14 protein-coding genes are annotated in these 15,005 nt (G+C 41.6%); 4 read left to right on the top strand and 10 right to left on the bottom strand.

Translation table 11 applies throughout. From position 1 onward, the window contains the following. Window positions 1-3: 3 nt before the first annotated feature. Entirely contained in the window at window positions 4-321 is a 318-nt protein-coding gene (locus F909_RS14285) for a hypothetical protein (RefSeq protein ID WP_005147273.1), read from the bottom strand. 72 nt (window positions 322-393) lie between these two features. Then, on the bottom strand, window positions 394-1,803 hold the full coding sequence (locus tag F909_RS14280; protein ID WP_005147274.1) for an FAD-binding oxidoreductase: 1,410 nt from the start codon (window positions 1,801-1,803) through the stop codon (window positions 394-396). A gap of 347 nt (window positions 1,804-2,150) precedes the next feature. On the opposite strand from F909_RS14280, the gene serA reads away from it, so the two are divergent. The 4 genes from serA (at window position 2,151) to F909_RS14260 (ending at window position 5,761) form a co-directional block, all read left to right on the top strand. Next, window positions 2,151-3,383: a phosphoglycerate dehydrogenase gene (serA, locus tag F909_RS14275; RefSeq protein WP_004803998.1), complete on the top strand. Its 1,233-nt coding sequence runs from the start codon at window positions 2,151-2,153 to the stop codon at window positions 3,381-3,383. Between the two features lie 103 nt (window positions 3,384-3,486). Further along, window positions 3,487-4,368 carry an EamA family transporter gene (locus F909_RS14270; protein WP_032877702.1) on the top strand — a complete coding sequence of 294 codons (882 nt, stop codon included), beginning with the start codon at window positions 3,487-3,489 and terminating at the stop codon, window positions 4,366-4,368. A gap of 22 nt (window positions 4,369-4,390) precedes the next feature. Continuing rightward, window positions 4,391-4,861 carry a GNAT family N-acetyltransferase gene (locus tag F909_RS14265; RefSeq protein ID WP_005147277.1) on the top strand — a complete coding sequence of 157 codons (471 nt, stop codon included), beginning with the start codon at window positions 4,391-4,393 and terminating at the stop codon, window positions 4,859-4,861. Window positions 4,862-4,903: 42 nt separating this feature from the next. Continuing rightward, the gene (locus F909_RS14260) at window positions 4,904-5,761 is read left to right on the top strand and encodes an EamA family transporter (protein ID WP_005147279.1); all 858 of its coding nucleotides are present in this window, start codon (window positions 4,904-4,906) and stop codon (window positions 5,759-5,761) included. A 17-nt stretch (window positions 5,762-5,778) separates the two neighbouring features. On the opposite strand, the gene F909_RS14255 is transcribed toward F909_RS14260, so the two are convergent. The 8 genes from F909_RS14255 to F909_RS14220 form a co-directional block, all read right to left on the bottom strand. Continuing rightward, the gene (locus F909_RS14255; protein WP_005147281.1) at window positions 5,779-6,546 is read right to left on the bottom strand and encodes a sulfite exporter TauE/SafE family protein; all 768 of its coding nucleotides are present in this window, start codon (window positions 6,544-6,546) and stop codon (window positions 5,779-5,781) included. 11 nt (window positions 6,547-6,557) lie between these two features. Further along, on the bottom strand, window positions 6,558-7,451 hold the full coding sequence (gene truB, locus F909_RS14250; RefSeq protein WP_005147282.1) for a tRNA pseudouridine(55) synthase TruB: 894 nt from the start codon (window positions 7,449-7,451) through the stop codon (window positions 6,558-6,560). 137 nt (window positions 7,452-7,588) lie between these two features. After that, window positions 7,589-7,960 (bottom strand): 50S ribosomal protein L19, encoded by a 372-nt coding sequence (gene rplS / locus F909_RS14245; RefSeq protein WP_004803988.1) that lies wholly within the window; start codon window positions 7,958-7,960, stop codon window positions 7,589-7,591. A 194-nt stretch (window positions 7,961-8,154) separates the two neighbouring features. Further along, window positions 8,155-8,895, bottom strand: a complete 741-nt coding sequence (gene trmD / locus F909_RS14240) for a tRNA (guanosine(37)-N1)-methyltransferase TrmD (protein WP_005147283.1) — start codon at window positions 8,893-8,895, stop codon at window positions 8,155-8,157. A 45-nt stretch (window positions 8,896-8,940) separates the two neighbouring features. Then, window positions 8,941-9,489: a ribosome maturation factor RimM gene (gene rimM, locus F909_RS14235; protein WP_004803983.1), complete on the bottom strand. Its 549-nt coding sequence runs from the start codon at window positions 9,487-9,489 to the stop codon at window positions 8,941-8,943. Window positions 9,490-9,505: 16 nt separating this feature from the next. Then, complete coding sequence (rpsP, locus tag F909_RS14230; protein ID WP_004660208.1) at window positions 9,506-9,763, bottom strand: 30S ribosomal protein S16; 258 nt, start codon at window positions 9,761-9,763, stop codon at window positions 9,506-9,508. Between the two features lie 163 nt (window positions 9,764-9,926). Continuing rightward, window positions 9,927-10,361 carry a type IV pilin protein gene (locus F909_RS14225; RefSeq protein ID WP_241286228.1) on the bottom strand — a complete coding sequence of 145 codons (435 nt, stop codon included), beginning with the start codon at window positions 10,359-10,361 and terminating at the stop codon, window positions 9,927-9,929. 130 nt (window positions 10,362-10,491) lie between these two features. Then, window positions 10,492-14,997: a pilus assembly protein gene (locus F909_RS14220; protein WP_005147285.1), complete on the bottom strand. Its 4,506-nt coding sequence runs from the start codon at window positions 14,995-14,997 to the stop codon at window positions 10,492-10,494. Window positions 14,998-15,005 lie beyond the last annotated feature (8 nt).

Consider the following 15,005-nt stretch of genomic DNA (forward strand, 5'->3'; position numbering starts at 1 on the left):
CCGTTATTCTCCGATTTCCGTTAGATAAGCGGTTCCTACACTTTTACCTTGAAAATCCAATATCGGATAATTTTTCATCAACACAATTTGATCTAAAAATTGTCCAAATACAATTTCACAGACCAAAAACTCATCCAAGATTTTCTTTTCTTCATCTTTCAAATATAGGCGCATCATATGGGTTGAATTTTCTATTTTCATAAACAAAATCATACTGATATACAAATCATTATTCTTGTTATGAAAATCGACGTAGTCAGCAGCAATGTCTTTACGATGTAAGCAAATATATCCCTGACAAATAGTTTGTTTTTCTATCATTTATTATTTCCCAATAAAAAAAGCGCATCTTTCGATACGCTTTTAGCAGAATTTCTTTTATATAATCAAGCATTAAAGATCAAATAATTTACCTGGATTCATAATCCCTTTCGGATCGAATGCCAACTTCAATGCTTTCATATATTCAATTTCTTCAGGCGAACGTGAATACTCTAAATATGGCTTCTTGGTCATGCCCACACCGTGCTCGGCAGAGATTGAACCATCATATTTTTTCACGGTATCAAATACATATTTATTCACTACCTGACACTTCGCAAAGAACTCATCTTTGGTCAAGTTTTCAGGTTTTAAAATATTTAAGTGCAAGTTACCATCGCCGATATGACCAAACCAGCAGATTTCAAAGTCAGGATAGTTATCTTGAACAATTGTATCAATCTCACGAATAAATGCAGGTACGTGGGTAATTAATACTGAAATGTCATTTTTGTATGGAATAAACGGCGCGATTGATTCCGAAATATCTTCGCGTAAACGCCATAAGCTTTCGACCTGTTCAAGGCTTTGGCTCATTACACCATCAATCACCCAACCTTGTTCCATACAATGCTCAAAAATCTGCATTGCCTTGTCCATGATTGGTTCATACGGTGCTTCAAATTCCAATAATACATAGAATGGACATTGCGTTTCAAATGGACGCTGTACATGACCGCGATCTAACACTTTCTGCATTGCCAATTCACCAAAGAATTCAAACGCAGTCAGATCAATTGCATTTTGGAAAGCATGTAATACAGGCATGACTGCTTCAAAGTCAGGCGCACCCAATACCATGACTTGTAAGTTTTGTGGCTGACGCTCAAGCTTGATCTCAGCTTCTGTCACTAGGCCCAGTGTACCTTCACCACCAATAAACAAGTGTTGCAACGAATAACCCGTGGCATTCTTAATCATACCTTTGTTTAAACGCAGCACATCACCTTTACCTGTCACCACCGTCAGACCAAGCACCCAGTTACGGGTCATACCGTATTTGATCACTTTAATGCCACCGGCATTGGTACCGATGTTACCGCCAATCTGGCTTGAGCCTGCTGAAGCAAAATCTACTGGATAATACATGCCTTGTTCTTCAGCATAATTCTGCAACTGCTCAGTCACTACACCCGCTTGCACACGGACCATACGGTCAGCAGGGAAAAACTCAAGAATCTGGTTCATCTTGTCAAAGCTAATCACGATCTCGCCATTGGTTGCGACAGCACCCGCTGAAAGACCTGTACGACCGCCTGATGGGGTAATCGCGACATTAAACTGGTTGGCAAGTTTGACAATGGCCTGAACTTGTTCAGTGCTTGAAGGGAAAACGATGACTGATGGGTTCGGATCAAAATGTTTCGTGTGATCTCGTCCCCAATTTTCTAAACTGTCGGCATCGGTTTTAATTCGGTTTTCACCCACAATTGCCGTTAATTGGGTCAATAACTCAGGTGTTAAAGCGACTGAAGCATTCATCGTTTACAGGCCTAGCAAGAAGTAAAGATAGAGCATTTGAATAACAACACAATATTTTTCAATATCTTAAAATGCTGTATTCAACATATAGAAACTCAGCAGAACAGCGCAAACCTGATGTTTTCAGATTTGACTATCAGATATCTGCATTTTACATAGAAGCAGGCATGGGATAAAGCTTAGGATAAAGATACTGTAATAACAAAATGTGTATAACCAATAAAATTCAGTTCGAACTGAAAAATTATCAATAATTCTGCTGCGGTAATTTTAAACGAAATATTTATATCTCAAAGCTCTATGCTATAGTACTGCAACTAAATTTTGGCCTTTGTAGCGGAGCCGTAATGAGCCAACATCTATCACTACCTAAAGACAAAATCCGTTTCCTTCTGTTAGAAGGTGTGCATCAAAATGCCATCGATACCTTAAATGCAGCGGGTTATACCAACATCGACTACCACAAAACTGCGCTTGAAGGCGACGCTTTGAAAGAAGCGGTTAAAGACGCGCACTTCATCGGTATTCGTTCTCGTACACAATTGACTGAAGAAATCTTTGAAGCTGCGAACAAACTCATCGCAGTAGGTTGCTTCTGTATTGGTACCAACCAAGTCGATTTAAAAGCGGCAATGTCTCGTGGTATCCCAGTTTTCAATGCACCGTATTCAAATACACGTTCGGTCGCAGAATTGGTTCTTGCTGAAACAATTCTTTTGCTTCGTCGTGTACCTGAAAAATCGAAAGATACCCATGCGGGCGGTTGGAATAAAGCTGCGGTGGGTTCATTTGAAACTCGTGGTAAGACTTTGGGTATCGTCGGTTACGGCTCGATTGGTTCACAACTTTCTGTATTGGCAGAAAGCTTAGGTATGAAAGTCATCTATTTTGATGCTGTAACTAAATTGCCATTAGGTAATGCACGTCAAGTTGGCTCTTTAGATGAACTTTTAGCAACTGCGGATGTCGTGACTCTACACGTTCCAGATGTTCCATCTACGCGTAACTTCTTCAAGAAAGAACAATTCGCGAAAATGAAAAAAGGCTCAATCTTCCTGAACGCAGCACGTGGTACATGTGTGGTCATCGAAGATTTAGCAGATGCGATCAAATCAGGTCACATCGCTGGTGCAGCGGTTGACGTATTCCCGAAAGAACCAAAAGCCAATGGTGAAGAGTTCCTATCTCCACTTCGTGGTTTAGACAACGTGATCTTAACACCGCACGTTGGTGGTTCTACCATGGAAGCGCAAGCAAACATCGGTTTAGAAGTGGCTGAAAAATTCGTTGCTTACTCAGATAAAGGTATGACGCTTTCTGCGGTGAACTTCCCAGAAATCGCATTACCACTTTCTGATGGTCAACACCGTTTACTTCACATCCACAAAAACGTTCCGGGTGTGTTATCGAAGATCAACACATTGTTCGCTGAACAAGGCATCAACATCTCTGGTCAGTCATTAATGACCAAAGGTGATATCGGCTACTTGGTGATGGATGTTGACGCATCTGCATCTCAAGAAGCGCTTGATACCTTGAACCATGTTGAAGGCACCATCCGCGTTCGCGTATTGTTCTAAGTAATATTTAGAATAATGTCGAAAAAGCCACAGTTGATGCTGTGGCTTTTTTATGGGCGTTTGACTTATTATGTGAATATTATACCAACTGTTAAATAATAAAATGTCGACCCCAATGCTGAAAACACCACTTCATGCTTTATTGCTGTTAATGATTGCCATGTTGTGCGTGCAAGGCAGTGGTTCTTTAGCCAAAATTTTGTTTCAAAGCTTTCCTGTATTGACCGTCTCTGCTATGCGCCTGTTCTTTGGTGCGATTATTTTGGCGCTGATTTTTAAGATATGGACCATCAACTTCAAAGTGGTACGTTGGAAGGCCATTCTGACTTATGGCGTCGCCCTTGCTGGGATGAATGCCCTATTTTATTTATCTCTTGAACGCTTACCACTCGGCCTAGCGGTTGCCTTTGAATTTATCGGCCCCTTAAGTGTCGCCTTGTATCATGCTCGGCAAAGATATGATTTTATTTGGGTTGGTTGCGCCATCTTAGGCTTAGTGTTGCTCTTCCCTTTGCAGCAAGCCCAACAAGGACTAGATTTGGTCGGAGTATTGTTTGCAGTCAGTGCAGGTGCATGTTGGGCGCTGTATATCATTGCTGGACAAAAGCCTTCTGGTATTTCAGGTAATCATACCGTCTGTTTAGGGATGTCGATTGGTATGCTCTGTTTACTACCTTTTGCACTCTTTTCAGGGGCAATCGACCGGGTGTTTGAACTGCCTAATTTGTACTATTTTATCGGGCTTGCGATACTCGCCAGTGCCTTACCGTTTACCTTAGAAATGATCGCATTGCGTAGTTTAACCCCGCTTAGCTTCGGTACTTTGATGAGCTTGGAACCCGCAGTTGCTGCACTATCAGGTTTTATTTTCTTAGGCGAGACTCTACTGTGGAATCAATGGTTAGCACTAGGCACCATTATTCTAGCTTCAATTGGTTGTACCTTTACCACCCAACAAGCTCGACAACAAAAAGAAGCTGGATAATCAGGGTATTCGGTAATTGCATATGAAAGAATATTTAGCGCTCACTTTGATAACTTTAGAAGGCCTATCTGAACAAGCAGGCAAGCCGATTGACCATGCCTCCTATTTAGCCTCATTAATTAACGCTTCAAATCAAGGTTATCTATTTGAGTATCGAAAAAAGCAGCAATTATTAGGCTATTTCACTGTTGAGTACATAGAACAGCGGAAATGGTTTGTTCCGATCTTAGTGATTCACCCTAAGCACCGAAGCAAAGAAGTTTTTACTGCACTGCTTGAACAGCTCATTCAATTTATTGAAGCTCGACAGGCCCTCACCTTAGTCAGTCATGCATTAAAAAATAATGTTTTATCGGTCAATTTTCATAACCGTTTAGGTTTTAAAATCATCCGAGAAAATCAAGCCGCTTTTGAATTCCAACTCGATATCAATGAAGCGACCAAACAGATATGTCGCTCTTTTTATGCACCCAGAATTCATCCTCATGGCTAAATATCTTATTCCTACCTCTCCATACATGAAGTGGCTATAAACATGAAAAATATCCAGTTGGTCGCTGTGCTGTACATGGTTCTTTCCATGGTGGCTTATCAAATCAGTGCTTCATTTGCCAAGCAATTGATTGCCATACTCGACCCACTGACCGTCACAATTTTAAGGTTATGCTTCGCTACGATTATCGTTGCGATCATGTTCCGCTCATGGAAAATCATTTCCAAATTAAAAGAACTGAAATGGCGAGATTTACTGTGTTACAGCGCAGCCTTGGGCTGTATGAACATCTTGTTTTACACCTCATTAGGCAAACTGCCGCAAGGCATTGCCGTTGGATTAGAGTTTATTGGTCCGCTCGGTTTAGCCTTACTCTCAATTAAACAACGCAGTGATTATATTTGGGTTGTGTTTGCGATTTTAGGGATTGCACTCATGGTTCCTTGGCATGATGCCAATGCCCAAAACTTTTCTTATCTCGGTGCGGCCTGTGCACTCGGTGCTGGTTTCTTCTGGGCGCTGTATATTTATTTTGGACATCGTGTCGTACAACAAAATATTGGTATGCATGCACTGACCATTGCGATTGGTTTAGCCGCGATTACGCTACTCCCCTTCGGCCTTTGGAATAATGCACCAGTTTTGATGGATACCCAATATTGGGGTAAAGCCCTGGTCATTGCGATTTTAGCAACAGCCATCCCTTATGCCTTGGATTTAATGGCACTGAAACGTCTCAGTAAACTGAGTTATGGAACCTTATCCAGCCTAGCACCAGCACTTGCAGCACTCGCAGGTTTAGTATTGTTACATGAGCAAATTAGCTTGATTCAATGGGTCGCTTTGGCATGTATCATGGTGGCTTCGATTGGTGTCACACTTCGTGGAGAAAAAGCCTAATTTTCTCCACCCAATAATTATGCTGTAACAATTTGATAGCCTAATCGGCAGATCAAAATACTCACCAAAATCAGGAATAAAATACGGATAAAGCCACTGCCGTATTTTAAGGCCAAACGTACACCCAATAATGAACCCGCAATATTGGCAACAGCCATCATCAAACCCAATGCAAACAGCACATGTCCTGTCGGAATAAAGAAACTCAATGCCGCCAGATTAGTCATGAAATTGCCAATCTTTGACAATGCCGAAGCATGTAAAAAATCGACCTGTAAAAAGCGAATAAAGAAGAAAATAAAGAAACTGCCCGTGCCTGGGCCAAAAATACCATCATAGAAACCAATCGCTAAGCTACCAATTGCAGCCAGTACGAGTAACTTAGGCGTGATTTGTTGATCGACGTGCACTTGCCCAAATTGCTTCTTCATAAAAGTATAAATCGCAATCACAATCAACATGACCAAGACAATCGGTCTCAAGATATGAGTCGGCACTAATGATACGCAGGCCGCTCCAATAAAAGAGCTGATAAAGGCAAACAGTGCAATCACACCGAGTAATGACCATTGCAATTTGACACGGCGCACAAATGAAAAAGCCGCAGAACCCGTTCCGCAAATGGAGGCCAGTTTATTGGTTCCAAATAAGGTGGCAGGTGCAGTTTGTGGTAAGGCCCCCATCAATGCAGGAATCTGAATCAAACCGCCACCACCTACGGCAGCATCAATCGTTCCTGCACAAAAAGCAAAGAACACCAAGGTTAGAATCAGTTCCCATTCCATTGACGATACTCTTATAAATTTAACAAGCGTTTTGGTACTAGACGTTTTTTATCCGTGATTTCCGCCAAACCTAGACAACGTTCACCATCAAAAACCAACACTTCAGCAGCAGCCTCATGATCGATATTGCTTTCCTGACCGTTACCAAAATACTTTTCACGACCTTCAGGCAATTGCACACGAGGAAAATGTTCAACTGGTGAATAGACTGACAGTAATAATGCATCCCGCTCTTCCAAAGACAAGCTTTCGAGATATTCAATGGTATAACCTGGATTAATCTCAAAGTGACCTGTTTGAGTACGGTGCAATTTGGTCAGATGCCCACCACAACCTAAAGCATCGCCAATATCTTCGCCTAATACACGAATATAAGTGCCTTTCGAGCAAGTCACATCCAATGTCAGACTATCTTCAGTAAAATCAACCAATGTTAAGTCATAGATGGTGACTGGGCGTGCTTCGCGCTCAATTTCGATCCCTTTACGTGCCAACTCATAGAGTGGGCGACCATCACGCTTCAAAGCAGAATACATTGGCGGCACTTGCTGAATATCACCACGGAATTGTGCCAGAACCTGTTCAATATGCTCTACGGTTAAAGCAGGTACTTCTCTCTGCTGGAGAACTTCACCTTCAACATCACCTGTCGCTGTGGTTTGCCCTAACTTGACTGTGGTTTGATAACGCTTAGTTGAATCCAATAAATAATGCGAAAACTTAGTCGCCTCACCCAAACAGATCGGCAATAAACCAGTCGCCAATGGATCTAATGCTCCCGTATGGCCTGCTTTTTGCGCATTAAAAAGTCGACGCACTTTTTGCAATGCAGAATTAGAACTTAAACCTAAAGGCTTATTTAATAGGAAAACACCGCTTAAATGGCGATAAGAACTTTTTTTCATAAAAGAAAAGTCAAAGCATAAAGACCTATTTTAGCAAAACTCGGCCTAGGATTTAAAAAAGGATTGGCTTTTAGCCGTAAACAGACATAAAAAAATGCGCCGAAGGCGCATTTTTCTGCTTTACAACAAAGTTAAAATTAACCTTGTTTACGAGCTGGTAACTTTTCACGAATACGTGCAGCTTTACCAGACAACTCGCGTAGGTAGTAAAGTTTAGCACGACGAACGTCACCACGACGTTTCACTTCGATTTTAGCAACGATTGGAGAGTGAGTTTGGAAAACACGCTCAACACCAACACCGCTAGAGATTTTACGAACTGTGAAAGCAGAGTTTAAACCACGATTTTTCTTCGCGATTACAACACCTTCAAATGCTTGAAGACGTTCACGTTCACCCTCTTTTACTTTAACTTGAACGATAACTGTATCGCCCGGTGCAAAAGCAGGAATGTCTGATTTTAACTGTGCATTTTCAACAGCTTGAACTAAAGGATGTTTACCACTCATGTGGAATCTCCAATATGTGCGGGAGAGAAGAGGTCTCTGACACCGCTGGGAATAGAGGCTAAAGCGCATATCTCCCGTTTAACTTTCCCTTTAAGGCAAAATTGCCTTAAAGAGCCTATTTTTAACTTAAACCAAGTTTAAGTAAAACTCGAAGCAAAGCTTCTCGTTGGGTACAAAGACAAACTGATACCAGTTTAACCTTTCGAATTTTTTAGCCATTTAATTTGCTGTTTGGTCAACTCTACTTTTTCCACCAATTCTGGTCGACGGTCTAGAGTGCGTTGATAACGCTGCAAAAAACGCCATTTCTCAATATTGGCATGGTGTCCTGATTTAAGTACCTCAGGCACATCCAACCCTTCGAAACAGTCAGGCTTTGTATATTGTGGGCAATCCAATAAACCATCCACAAAAGAATCTTGTATCGCAGATTGCTCGTCAGACATGACATTTGGCAATCGACGAATAATACTGTCAAGCAACACCATCGCTGGTAGTTCACCACCCGATAATACGTAATCCCCAATTGACCATTCTTGATCAACATAATGCTGGATTAAACGCTCATCGACCCCTTCATAACGCCCACACAATACAATCAAACCATCATAATCAACGAATTGTTGTACTGCCTGTTCATTTAAGGTTTTGCCTTGCGGTGACATATACACCACTGGCGCATGAACACAGCCTGCTTGCATTGCAAGTTGTTTAGCATGAGTAATTGCTTGCGCCAAAGGCTCAGCCATCATTACCATACCAGGACCACCACCGAACGGACGTTCATCCACTCGTTTATAGTTGCCCTCAGCAAAATCTCGTGGGTTAATGCAAGTCACTTGCACGATGTCACGCTTTGCTGCACGCCCGCTAATCCCGTGCGCTGTAATCGCTTCAAACATTTCAGGAAACAATGTGATGACTGCAAAAAACACCGCAGACTCCTTTATTTTCCTGCTGCGCCACTTTCCCCGAAAGGATTAGTAGTCTACGCCCCAATTGACGTAAATACGACCAGCTTCAAGATCAACGCGTTGTACCACATCTTTATGCCAAGGAATCATTCGCTCTTCAGCATCAATGCTATCAGGCGTCGCTTTTACGACCATGACATCATTGGCACCTGTTTCAAATAGTTCGTAGATTTGACCGAGATTGACTTCTTGTTCTTCATCATCAAGACCTAACACCGTTAAACCTTTAAGATCAGACCAGTAGTACTCGTCTACATCAGCTTTTGGAAGCTGAGATTTAGCAATCCAGATATTCGCGCCAACCAGATTTTCTGCACCAGTACGATCATTCACGTCCTTTAATGCAACAACCAAGCCTTTGCCATGTGGTTTCCAACGTTTTACATCAATAGTTTGCCAACCTGCCTTGGTTTCAATGTACCAAGGAAGGTAGTCAAACATATTGCTCATAGGTTCTGTATTAGAGTAAACCCAGAGCCACCCATTCAATCCATAAGCTGAACGTAACTGTCCAATCTGAATACGATCTTCTGGCACATTCTGTGTCGATGTCATGGGCTACCTACTACAATTATGCAGTAGTTGCAGCTTTTTTAGCTTGAGCAGCTAAAGAAGCAACGCGATCTGAAGGTTGAGCACCTTGAGCAACCCAATGAGCAAAACGGTCAGCATCTAAACGAACTTTTTCCGCTTTACCTTGTGCAGTTGGGTTAAAGAAACCAATACGCTCGATGAAACGACCATCACGTGCATTGCGACTATCAGTTACAATGATTTGATAGAATGGACGTTTTTTTGCACCACCGCGCGCTAAACGAATAACAACCATGAGAACAACCTTATAATTTTTACGGATTATCCCTGCGCCGACCATCGACAGCACTTCAAACCCCTTTCATAGAGGGCGATATTCTACGTTATATTTGCCTTGAAAGAAAGATTAAATTTAGGGTTATCCACAGCCTTGAATTTAATTTATAAAATCTATTGAGTTACCAGTCTTCTGCATCATTCCCACAACTTGAAGCCGTGATGTTTGCAGGTGTTTTGGTCTTACATTTAAGGCCTGCACTGGTCAAAAGTAATGAGTAATTTCGTGGGCTTTGGCTCACTGCTTTTAAAAACCATGTTTGAGTATTGACCGTTAATGTTAAGGTGAATTTTTGGTTACCGCTCGTTGCTGTCAAAGGTAGAAGCAAGGTGGTGTTGGTTGCGCTAGCTACCGAGTAATATGGTCCCTGATTCGTAGATATGCCTTTCAGTACAAAACCATCGTAACTAAAATTGCGTGCTCGATGTTTTTCTAAAAGCTCTGCGACTTTAAGCATTTCTTGTTGTGCTGTAGATAAATCTGCACGGCGGATATAAGTGTCATAACTAGGGATGGCAATCGCAGCAATAATCGCCACGATTGCAACCGTAATCATCAATTCGATTAGCGTAAAGCCTGAATTACGACGACAGTTTTCCTGCTCAGTTGATCCGAAATTCCACTTAAGGGGGCGAGAGTGCAAAGCCCCCCCTTCATCGGGATCACTACACAGATATAGCTTGTTTTTATTCATTACGTTCATACCAAGTCAGTGGCACCAATTGGCGACGCATCGTATTGATTGGTAATTTACTATTGCCAATTGTATCTTTTGCATTTGGATTGAGTAACTGACGAGTCAAACCATTTTTGTCACCTTGTCCAATTCCAGCACCCACCATCGAGTCAACAATCCCATGCCCAGCACCAAAGCTCATAGTCACGTCTTTAGTATCCTTCTCACAGACACCAAATGGCAAGCAGAACCGTTGCACTGTGGTTGCACCATTCGCCTGAATCTTACAACCATTGCCCACAGTCGTATTCGGGTTATAGACACTGGCATATAGACTCTTATTCATCACCACCATCTCACTCAGAACTTTACTCCCCGTTTGATTGGTGAGACTGACTTCATTACCTTGTGCATCAAGTTCTTTTCCAACCACTGTATTGGCTTGAGCATACCAACCATTTGGAATCAAGGCTTTAACCTGTACCAGATTTTTTCCTTTCAAATCGCTCGCGGTCAGCATTGCTTTAAGATCGCTTGGTAAGATTTTAGGTGTGCTATTCCCTGTAGCGGTGAAGTTTCTGCGTACAACATCCTGATCAAACAGGTTGTAAATTGTACTGCTTGAGCTTTTATCACTAAATGGAAGACTACGATTTCCCGATGCAATACTAACCACTGCAAGCGGTTGCTCATAACCATAAACACTAAAGTTTGGTGCTTCATAGAAGCGACTTGTACTATCTTTAAACAGCACAGTATAAGCTCCACAGCTACCAGCTTTTGTACCGAAGTCTTTGCTTAGATCAATCCGCCATACTTGGCCACCAAGGTCACCAAAATATAGATGGTCTGCCATACCGTCCCCATCACGATCTACCGCATTGATACGACTTACAACACTGAATAGATCTTTCGCTTTCAATCCATAACTTGTGCTATCAGGATTACATGAGGTACTTTGACTATCCCCTCCAGCATACCAGAGCAAATCCCCATTATCGGCATCAAACATATATACCATACGACCTTTGGTCGCATCCGTAATTGTAGGTACTGCTTTTTCATATTCCATGTCGTAGCCACCACCCACCAACATCACACGTTTTGCAGCACCTTTATACATAATGGTGGTGATCGTCGGTTTAGACCAACTTTGTCCCATGGATGCCAATGCAGTATTAATAGTGGTTTTATAGCTTCCGTTCGATTGTAGACTGATAATACGGCTGTTATCAGGATCAATGTGAAATTTGAGTTTTGGTTGGCTGATATCACTTAAATCCAACGCATAGTAACTACGTCCACCCATACGTAAACCGCCATAGGCCACTTGCTTACCTTTCGCGAGAACTTTACCGTCTTTTTTAATTTCGCCGACCGTTGCAACCACTCCACTACTGGTACTACCACTACTCATCGCTTTCATACCATAAACATATTCACTATAGATTGTCCAAGCACCATCGATACCATAGGCCATATTTGCTTTCACACCAGACGGCTTATCCAAGAACGCTTTGCTCTGTTGCGAATTTTCTAGCATCTCATTCGGCACAAAAGCAAAAGTTTCCTCGCCAGTTTTAGCATCAACCACATGTAATAAACCTTGTGTTGTACCAAACAACATATAATCTTTGCGCTCTTTAATACTGTTATCCGTATTAAAAGTCGCTTCCTGAGTCAACTTAATCGGAGTCGAGTGTAGGTTCATTCCTACCTGCCAGTTGGTACGATTTGCTTCAGTCAAATCAGCTGTTGTTGCCGCATTCCCTACGTTATAGCCCAATAAATTCATCAGTAAATAGCCTTTAGCATCTGTCTGAACAGTCGCCCCAGAGCCACATTTCACATCTAGATATTTATTATCAATCGTTTTTAGACCTCCCACTTCTGTAAATTGATAAGCTGTCGTATTTGCAATTTGTTGGCAATCACGGTTTATCAATACCTTACGCTCGGTAATAATCGGTTTGGTTGGATCTGAGTTATTCGTTTTATTCTTTAAATTTTTAAGTTTGGCGAGCACACCGCCTTTATTCCAATCTTGCACATCATAAGTTGTTGACGCAGCATCCCATGCATCTTTGAGTTTATTCACCGAATTATCGCTTTCCACATAATATTTTTTAAAGTTACCAATCCAACTGGCTTTCTCAGTCGGTTCAAACATGCTTTTATAGACTTCATTCGTCATACGATAAGGTGTCAGTGGATCCTCAGGAAGCGTTTGCAAACCAATTGGGTCTCCATCTGTCACACCTAAGTCATCATGAAAATCCTTAATACTTTGCGCAATATTCTGGCTATTCGCAGCGTTATACCAACCACCACCACCGATTACTCCCCACCGTGCCATATTTTTAATATCTTCTGGATTTCTTGGTAATAAACGATCTAACAGACTGGTAATCCCAGTGGTTAAGCCACTGCCAATCAAACTATTCGGCAATAAACCATCTAAAAGTGCACCCGTGGCGCCTAATAAATCTCGTACTGCTTTCGGCACAATACCTGTCAACAGTTGATCCTGAGCCACATTGGTACTTGAGATTTGAGTTAGGCCTTTGGTATCCGTGCTATTTTCTTGCCCAGCAATATACGCTGGCAGTTGTAAAAATGAGCGATCCAAACCGATCACCGCAGTTTTAATTGGGTTGGCTTTTAATGCTCGGATGTCACGTGCATAGGCACCAATACACTGCCACGTGGCAAAATCAGTATTATCATTTGAGTTTTTATTATTTCCTAAAGTCGTGGCTTTTAGATCTGTTGAGTTACATCTAAATCCCCAACTATCATTCAAACGTCCATCTTTATATTGCACACTTAGAGCTTGGCTATTATCCAATGAACGAGCCATCAAGCGTTCCATCGCAACTTTAGTCGCATCAGACTGACTGCCTTGAGGTTGCAATAAAGAGTCCGTCAACGTCGGTGCAATGGTCGGTACACCACCTGCGATCACCATCAAACCATTCGCATCACATTGAGGGGCGGTAGATGGTGGTTGGTAGAAATTACCGTTACTTTTAATCAATGGATTGATTGTACTGTTATTTTTTTGACTGTCTTTAAAACCGCTATATTTGGCATCAACATCAGCACGATATTCATAAAAGATTTCTTGCCTACCGACCTGTAAAATACCGAGCAAGTTCAATAAATTACCATCGACTTTTTTATAACCAGAGGTATTTACACCCAACAAACCTGCATATTTCCAATCAGCACAGGTCATGCCATCGGCTTTCCAAGCATTACATTCATAATCTGTCCATATCAGTGATATTCCCCCAAGCCCCAATAAAGCATTACGTTTAGCATATTGTCTTGCACCTGTTCCCTTGGTGGTATTCCCCAACAAGTAGGCACCTGTTTCCGCATAGGTACTCGCCATTGGATTATTACCACCAAGCCCTAACATGGTAAGCACATCATTTAAGGCATTATTGGTATTTTCCAGATTCAATAATTCACTAACCGCATCAAGTGGGTTACTTAAAATTTTCCCTAGTGTGGCAACCACATCATTCAGTAAACCACTGACTAGCTTTGGTACAATCAAGAGTAAACTTTGTAAATTAAACTCACCTTTTGAATCCATATTTGCACTAGCAATATAGTCAATCATATGTTGCCGATGTGTCTGGGTTTTCCCATTATAAAGATAAGTGTCACTGAGTAGTTTGGGTTCAAATACAATCGCGCCAGCGCGGTCATTCAACGTTTGGTTATAAGGTGAAATCGATAAGCCAACCATAGTACTATCAGGAATTTGATCAATATTAGGCAGACCTGCCTCACCCTTTTTACCTTTCAAAACATCAGTGAGTGCCATTCGGACACGTGAGTTCTTGTCATAGCAACGATAAATTCCTACCGTAGAAGAATTAGTAATTGATTTAAGTAAGCTAATATCAATCAGCGGATCACAAGTTTCACGGATATATTGTTCAGCAGATAAACCCGTTTTCACTCCCAATAAGCCATTGAGTAAATTATCTAATAACTTAACCGTTGCATCCGTAGTCACTACTGTACAAGATTGACGAGGGAATGGATAAGCCGTACTTGGTTGCTCTGTTTTAATCTCAGCAATTGAGTCGAGAATCCCTTGTCCTTGACCATTGCCAAGCAAACCTTTCAAAATCGCTTTATTAACGAGATCGGTCGCCTCTTTAGTCACATCGATCAGATCGGTCTTACCAGCAACCTTAATGCCCAAATTCAAGCCATTTTTACCCAATACATCGGTAACGCCCTGATCTATACACAGTGGATAATCTTTCACTAAGTCCAAAAGACCAGCGCCACCCATGCTACGAGATTGATCAACCATCAACATTAAACGCTTTTTATTCCCCGCTGCTGGCTGATAAATTTCGATATCGCTTGCAGATGTAACCGAAGAAAGGATTAAAAAACTAGACAATACCGTACAGCTAAACAATAAACCTTTGATTTTGCTTTTTGATTGAGGCTCATTTCGGGTAATTTTTCTTATCTTATTATTCATGGCATTTC

It is taken from the genome of Acinetobacter sp. ANC 3929, from assembly GCF_000369405.1.
GTDB lineage: Bacteria > Pseudomonadota > Gammaproteobacteria > Pseudomonadales > Moraxellaceae > Acinetobacter.

Excerpts from the sequence above, each read along its gene's own strand:
- F909_RS14285 (WP_005147273.1), bottom strand. The coding sequence starts at position 321 with ATGATAGAAAAACAAACTATTTGTCAGGGATATATTTGCTTACATCGT.
- F909_RS14280 (WP_005147274.1), bottom strand. The coding sequence starts at position 1,803 with ATGAATGCTTCAGTCGCTTTAACACCTGAGTTATTGACCCAATTAACG.
- serA (WP_004803998.1), top strand. The coding sequence starts at position 2,151 with ATGAGCCAACATCTATCACTACCTAAAGACAAAATCCGTTTCCTTCTG.
- F909_RS14270 (WP_032877702.1), top strand. The coding sequence starts at position 3,487 with ATGTCGACCCCAATGCTGAAAACACCACTTCATGCTTTATTGCTGTTA.
- F909_RS14265 (WP_005147277.1), top strand. The coding sequence starts at position 4,391 with ATGAAAGAATATTTAGCGCTCACTTTGATAACTTTAGAAGGCCTATCT.
- F909_RS14260 (WP_005147279.1), top strand. The coding sequence starts at position 4,904 with ATGAAAAATATCCAGTTGGTCGCTGTGCTGTACATGGTTCTTTCCATG.
- F909_RS14255 (WP_005147281.1), bottom strand. The coding sequence starts at position 6,546 with ATGGAATGGGAACTGATTCTAACCTTGGTGTTCTTTGCTTTTTGTGCA.
- truB (WP_005147282.1), bottom strand. The coding sequence starts at position 7,451 with ATGAAAAAAAGTTCTTATCGCCATTTAAGCGGTGTTTTCCTATTAAAT.
- rplS (WP_004803988.1), bottom strand. The coding sequence starts at position 7,960 with ATGAGTGGTAAACATCCTTTAGTTCAAGCTGTTGAAAATGCACAGTTA.
- rimM (WP_004803983.1), bottom strand. The coding sequence starts at position 9,489 with ATGACATCGACACAGAATGTGCCAGAAGATCGTATTCAGATTGGACAG.
- rpsP (WP_004660208.1), bottom strand. The coding sequence starts at position 9,763 with ATGGTTGTTATTCGTTTAGCGCGCGGTGGTGCAAAAAAACGTCCATTC.
- F909_RS14225 (WP_241286228.1), bottom strand. The coding sequence starts at position 10,361 with ATGATTACGGTTGCAATCGTGGCGATTATTGCTGCGATTGCCATCCCT.
- F909_RS14220 (WP_005147285.1), bottom strand. The coding sequence starts at position 14,997 with ATGAATAATAAGATAAGAAAAATTACCCGAAATGAGCCTCAATCAAAA.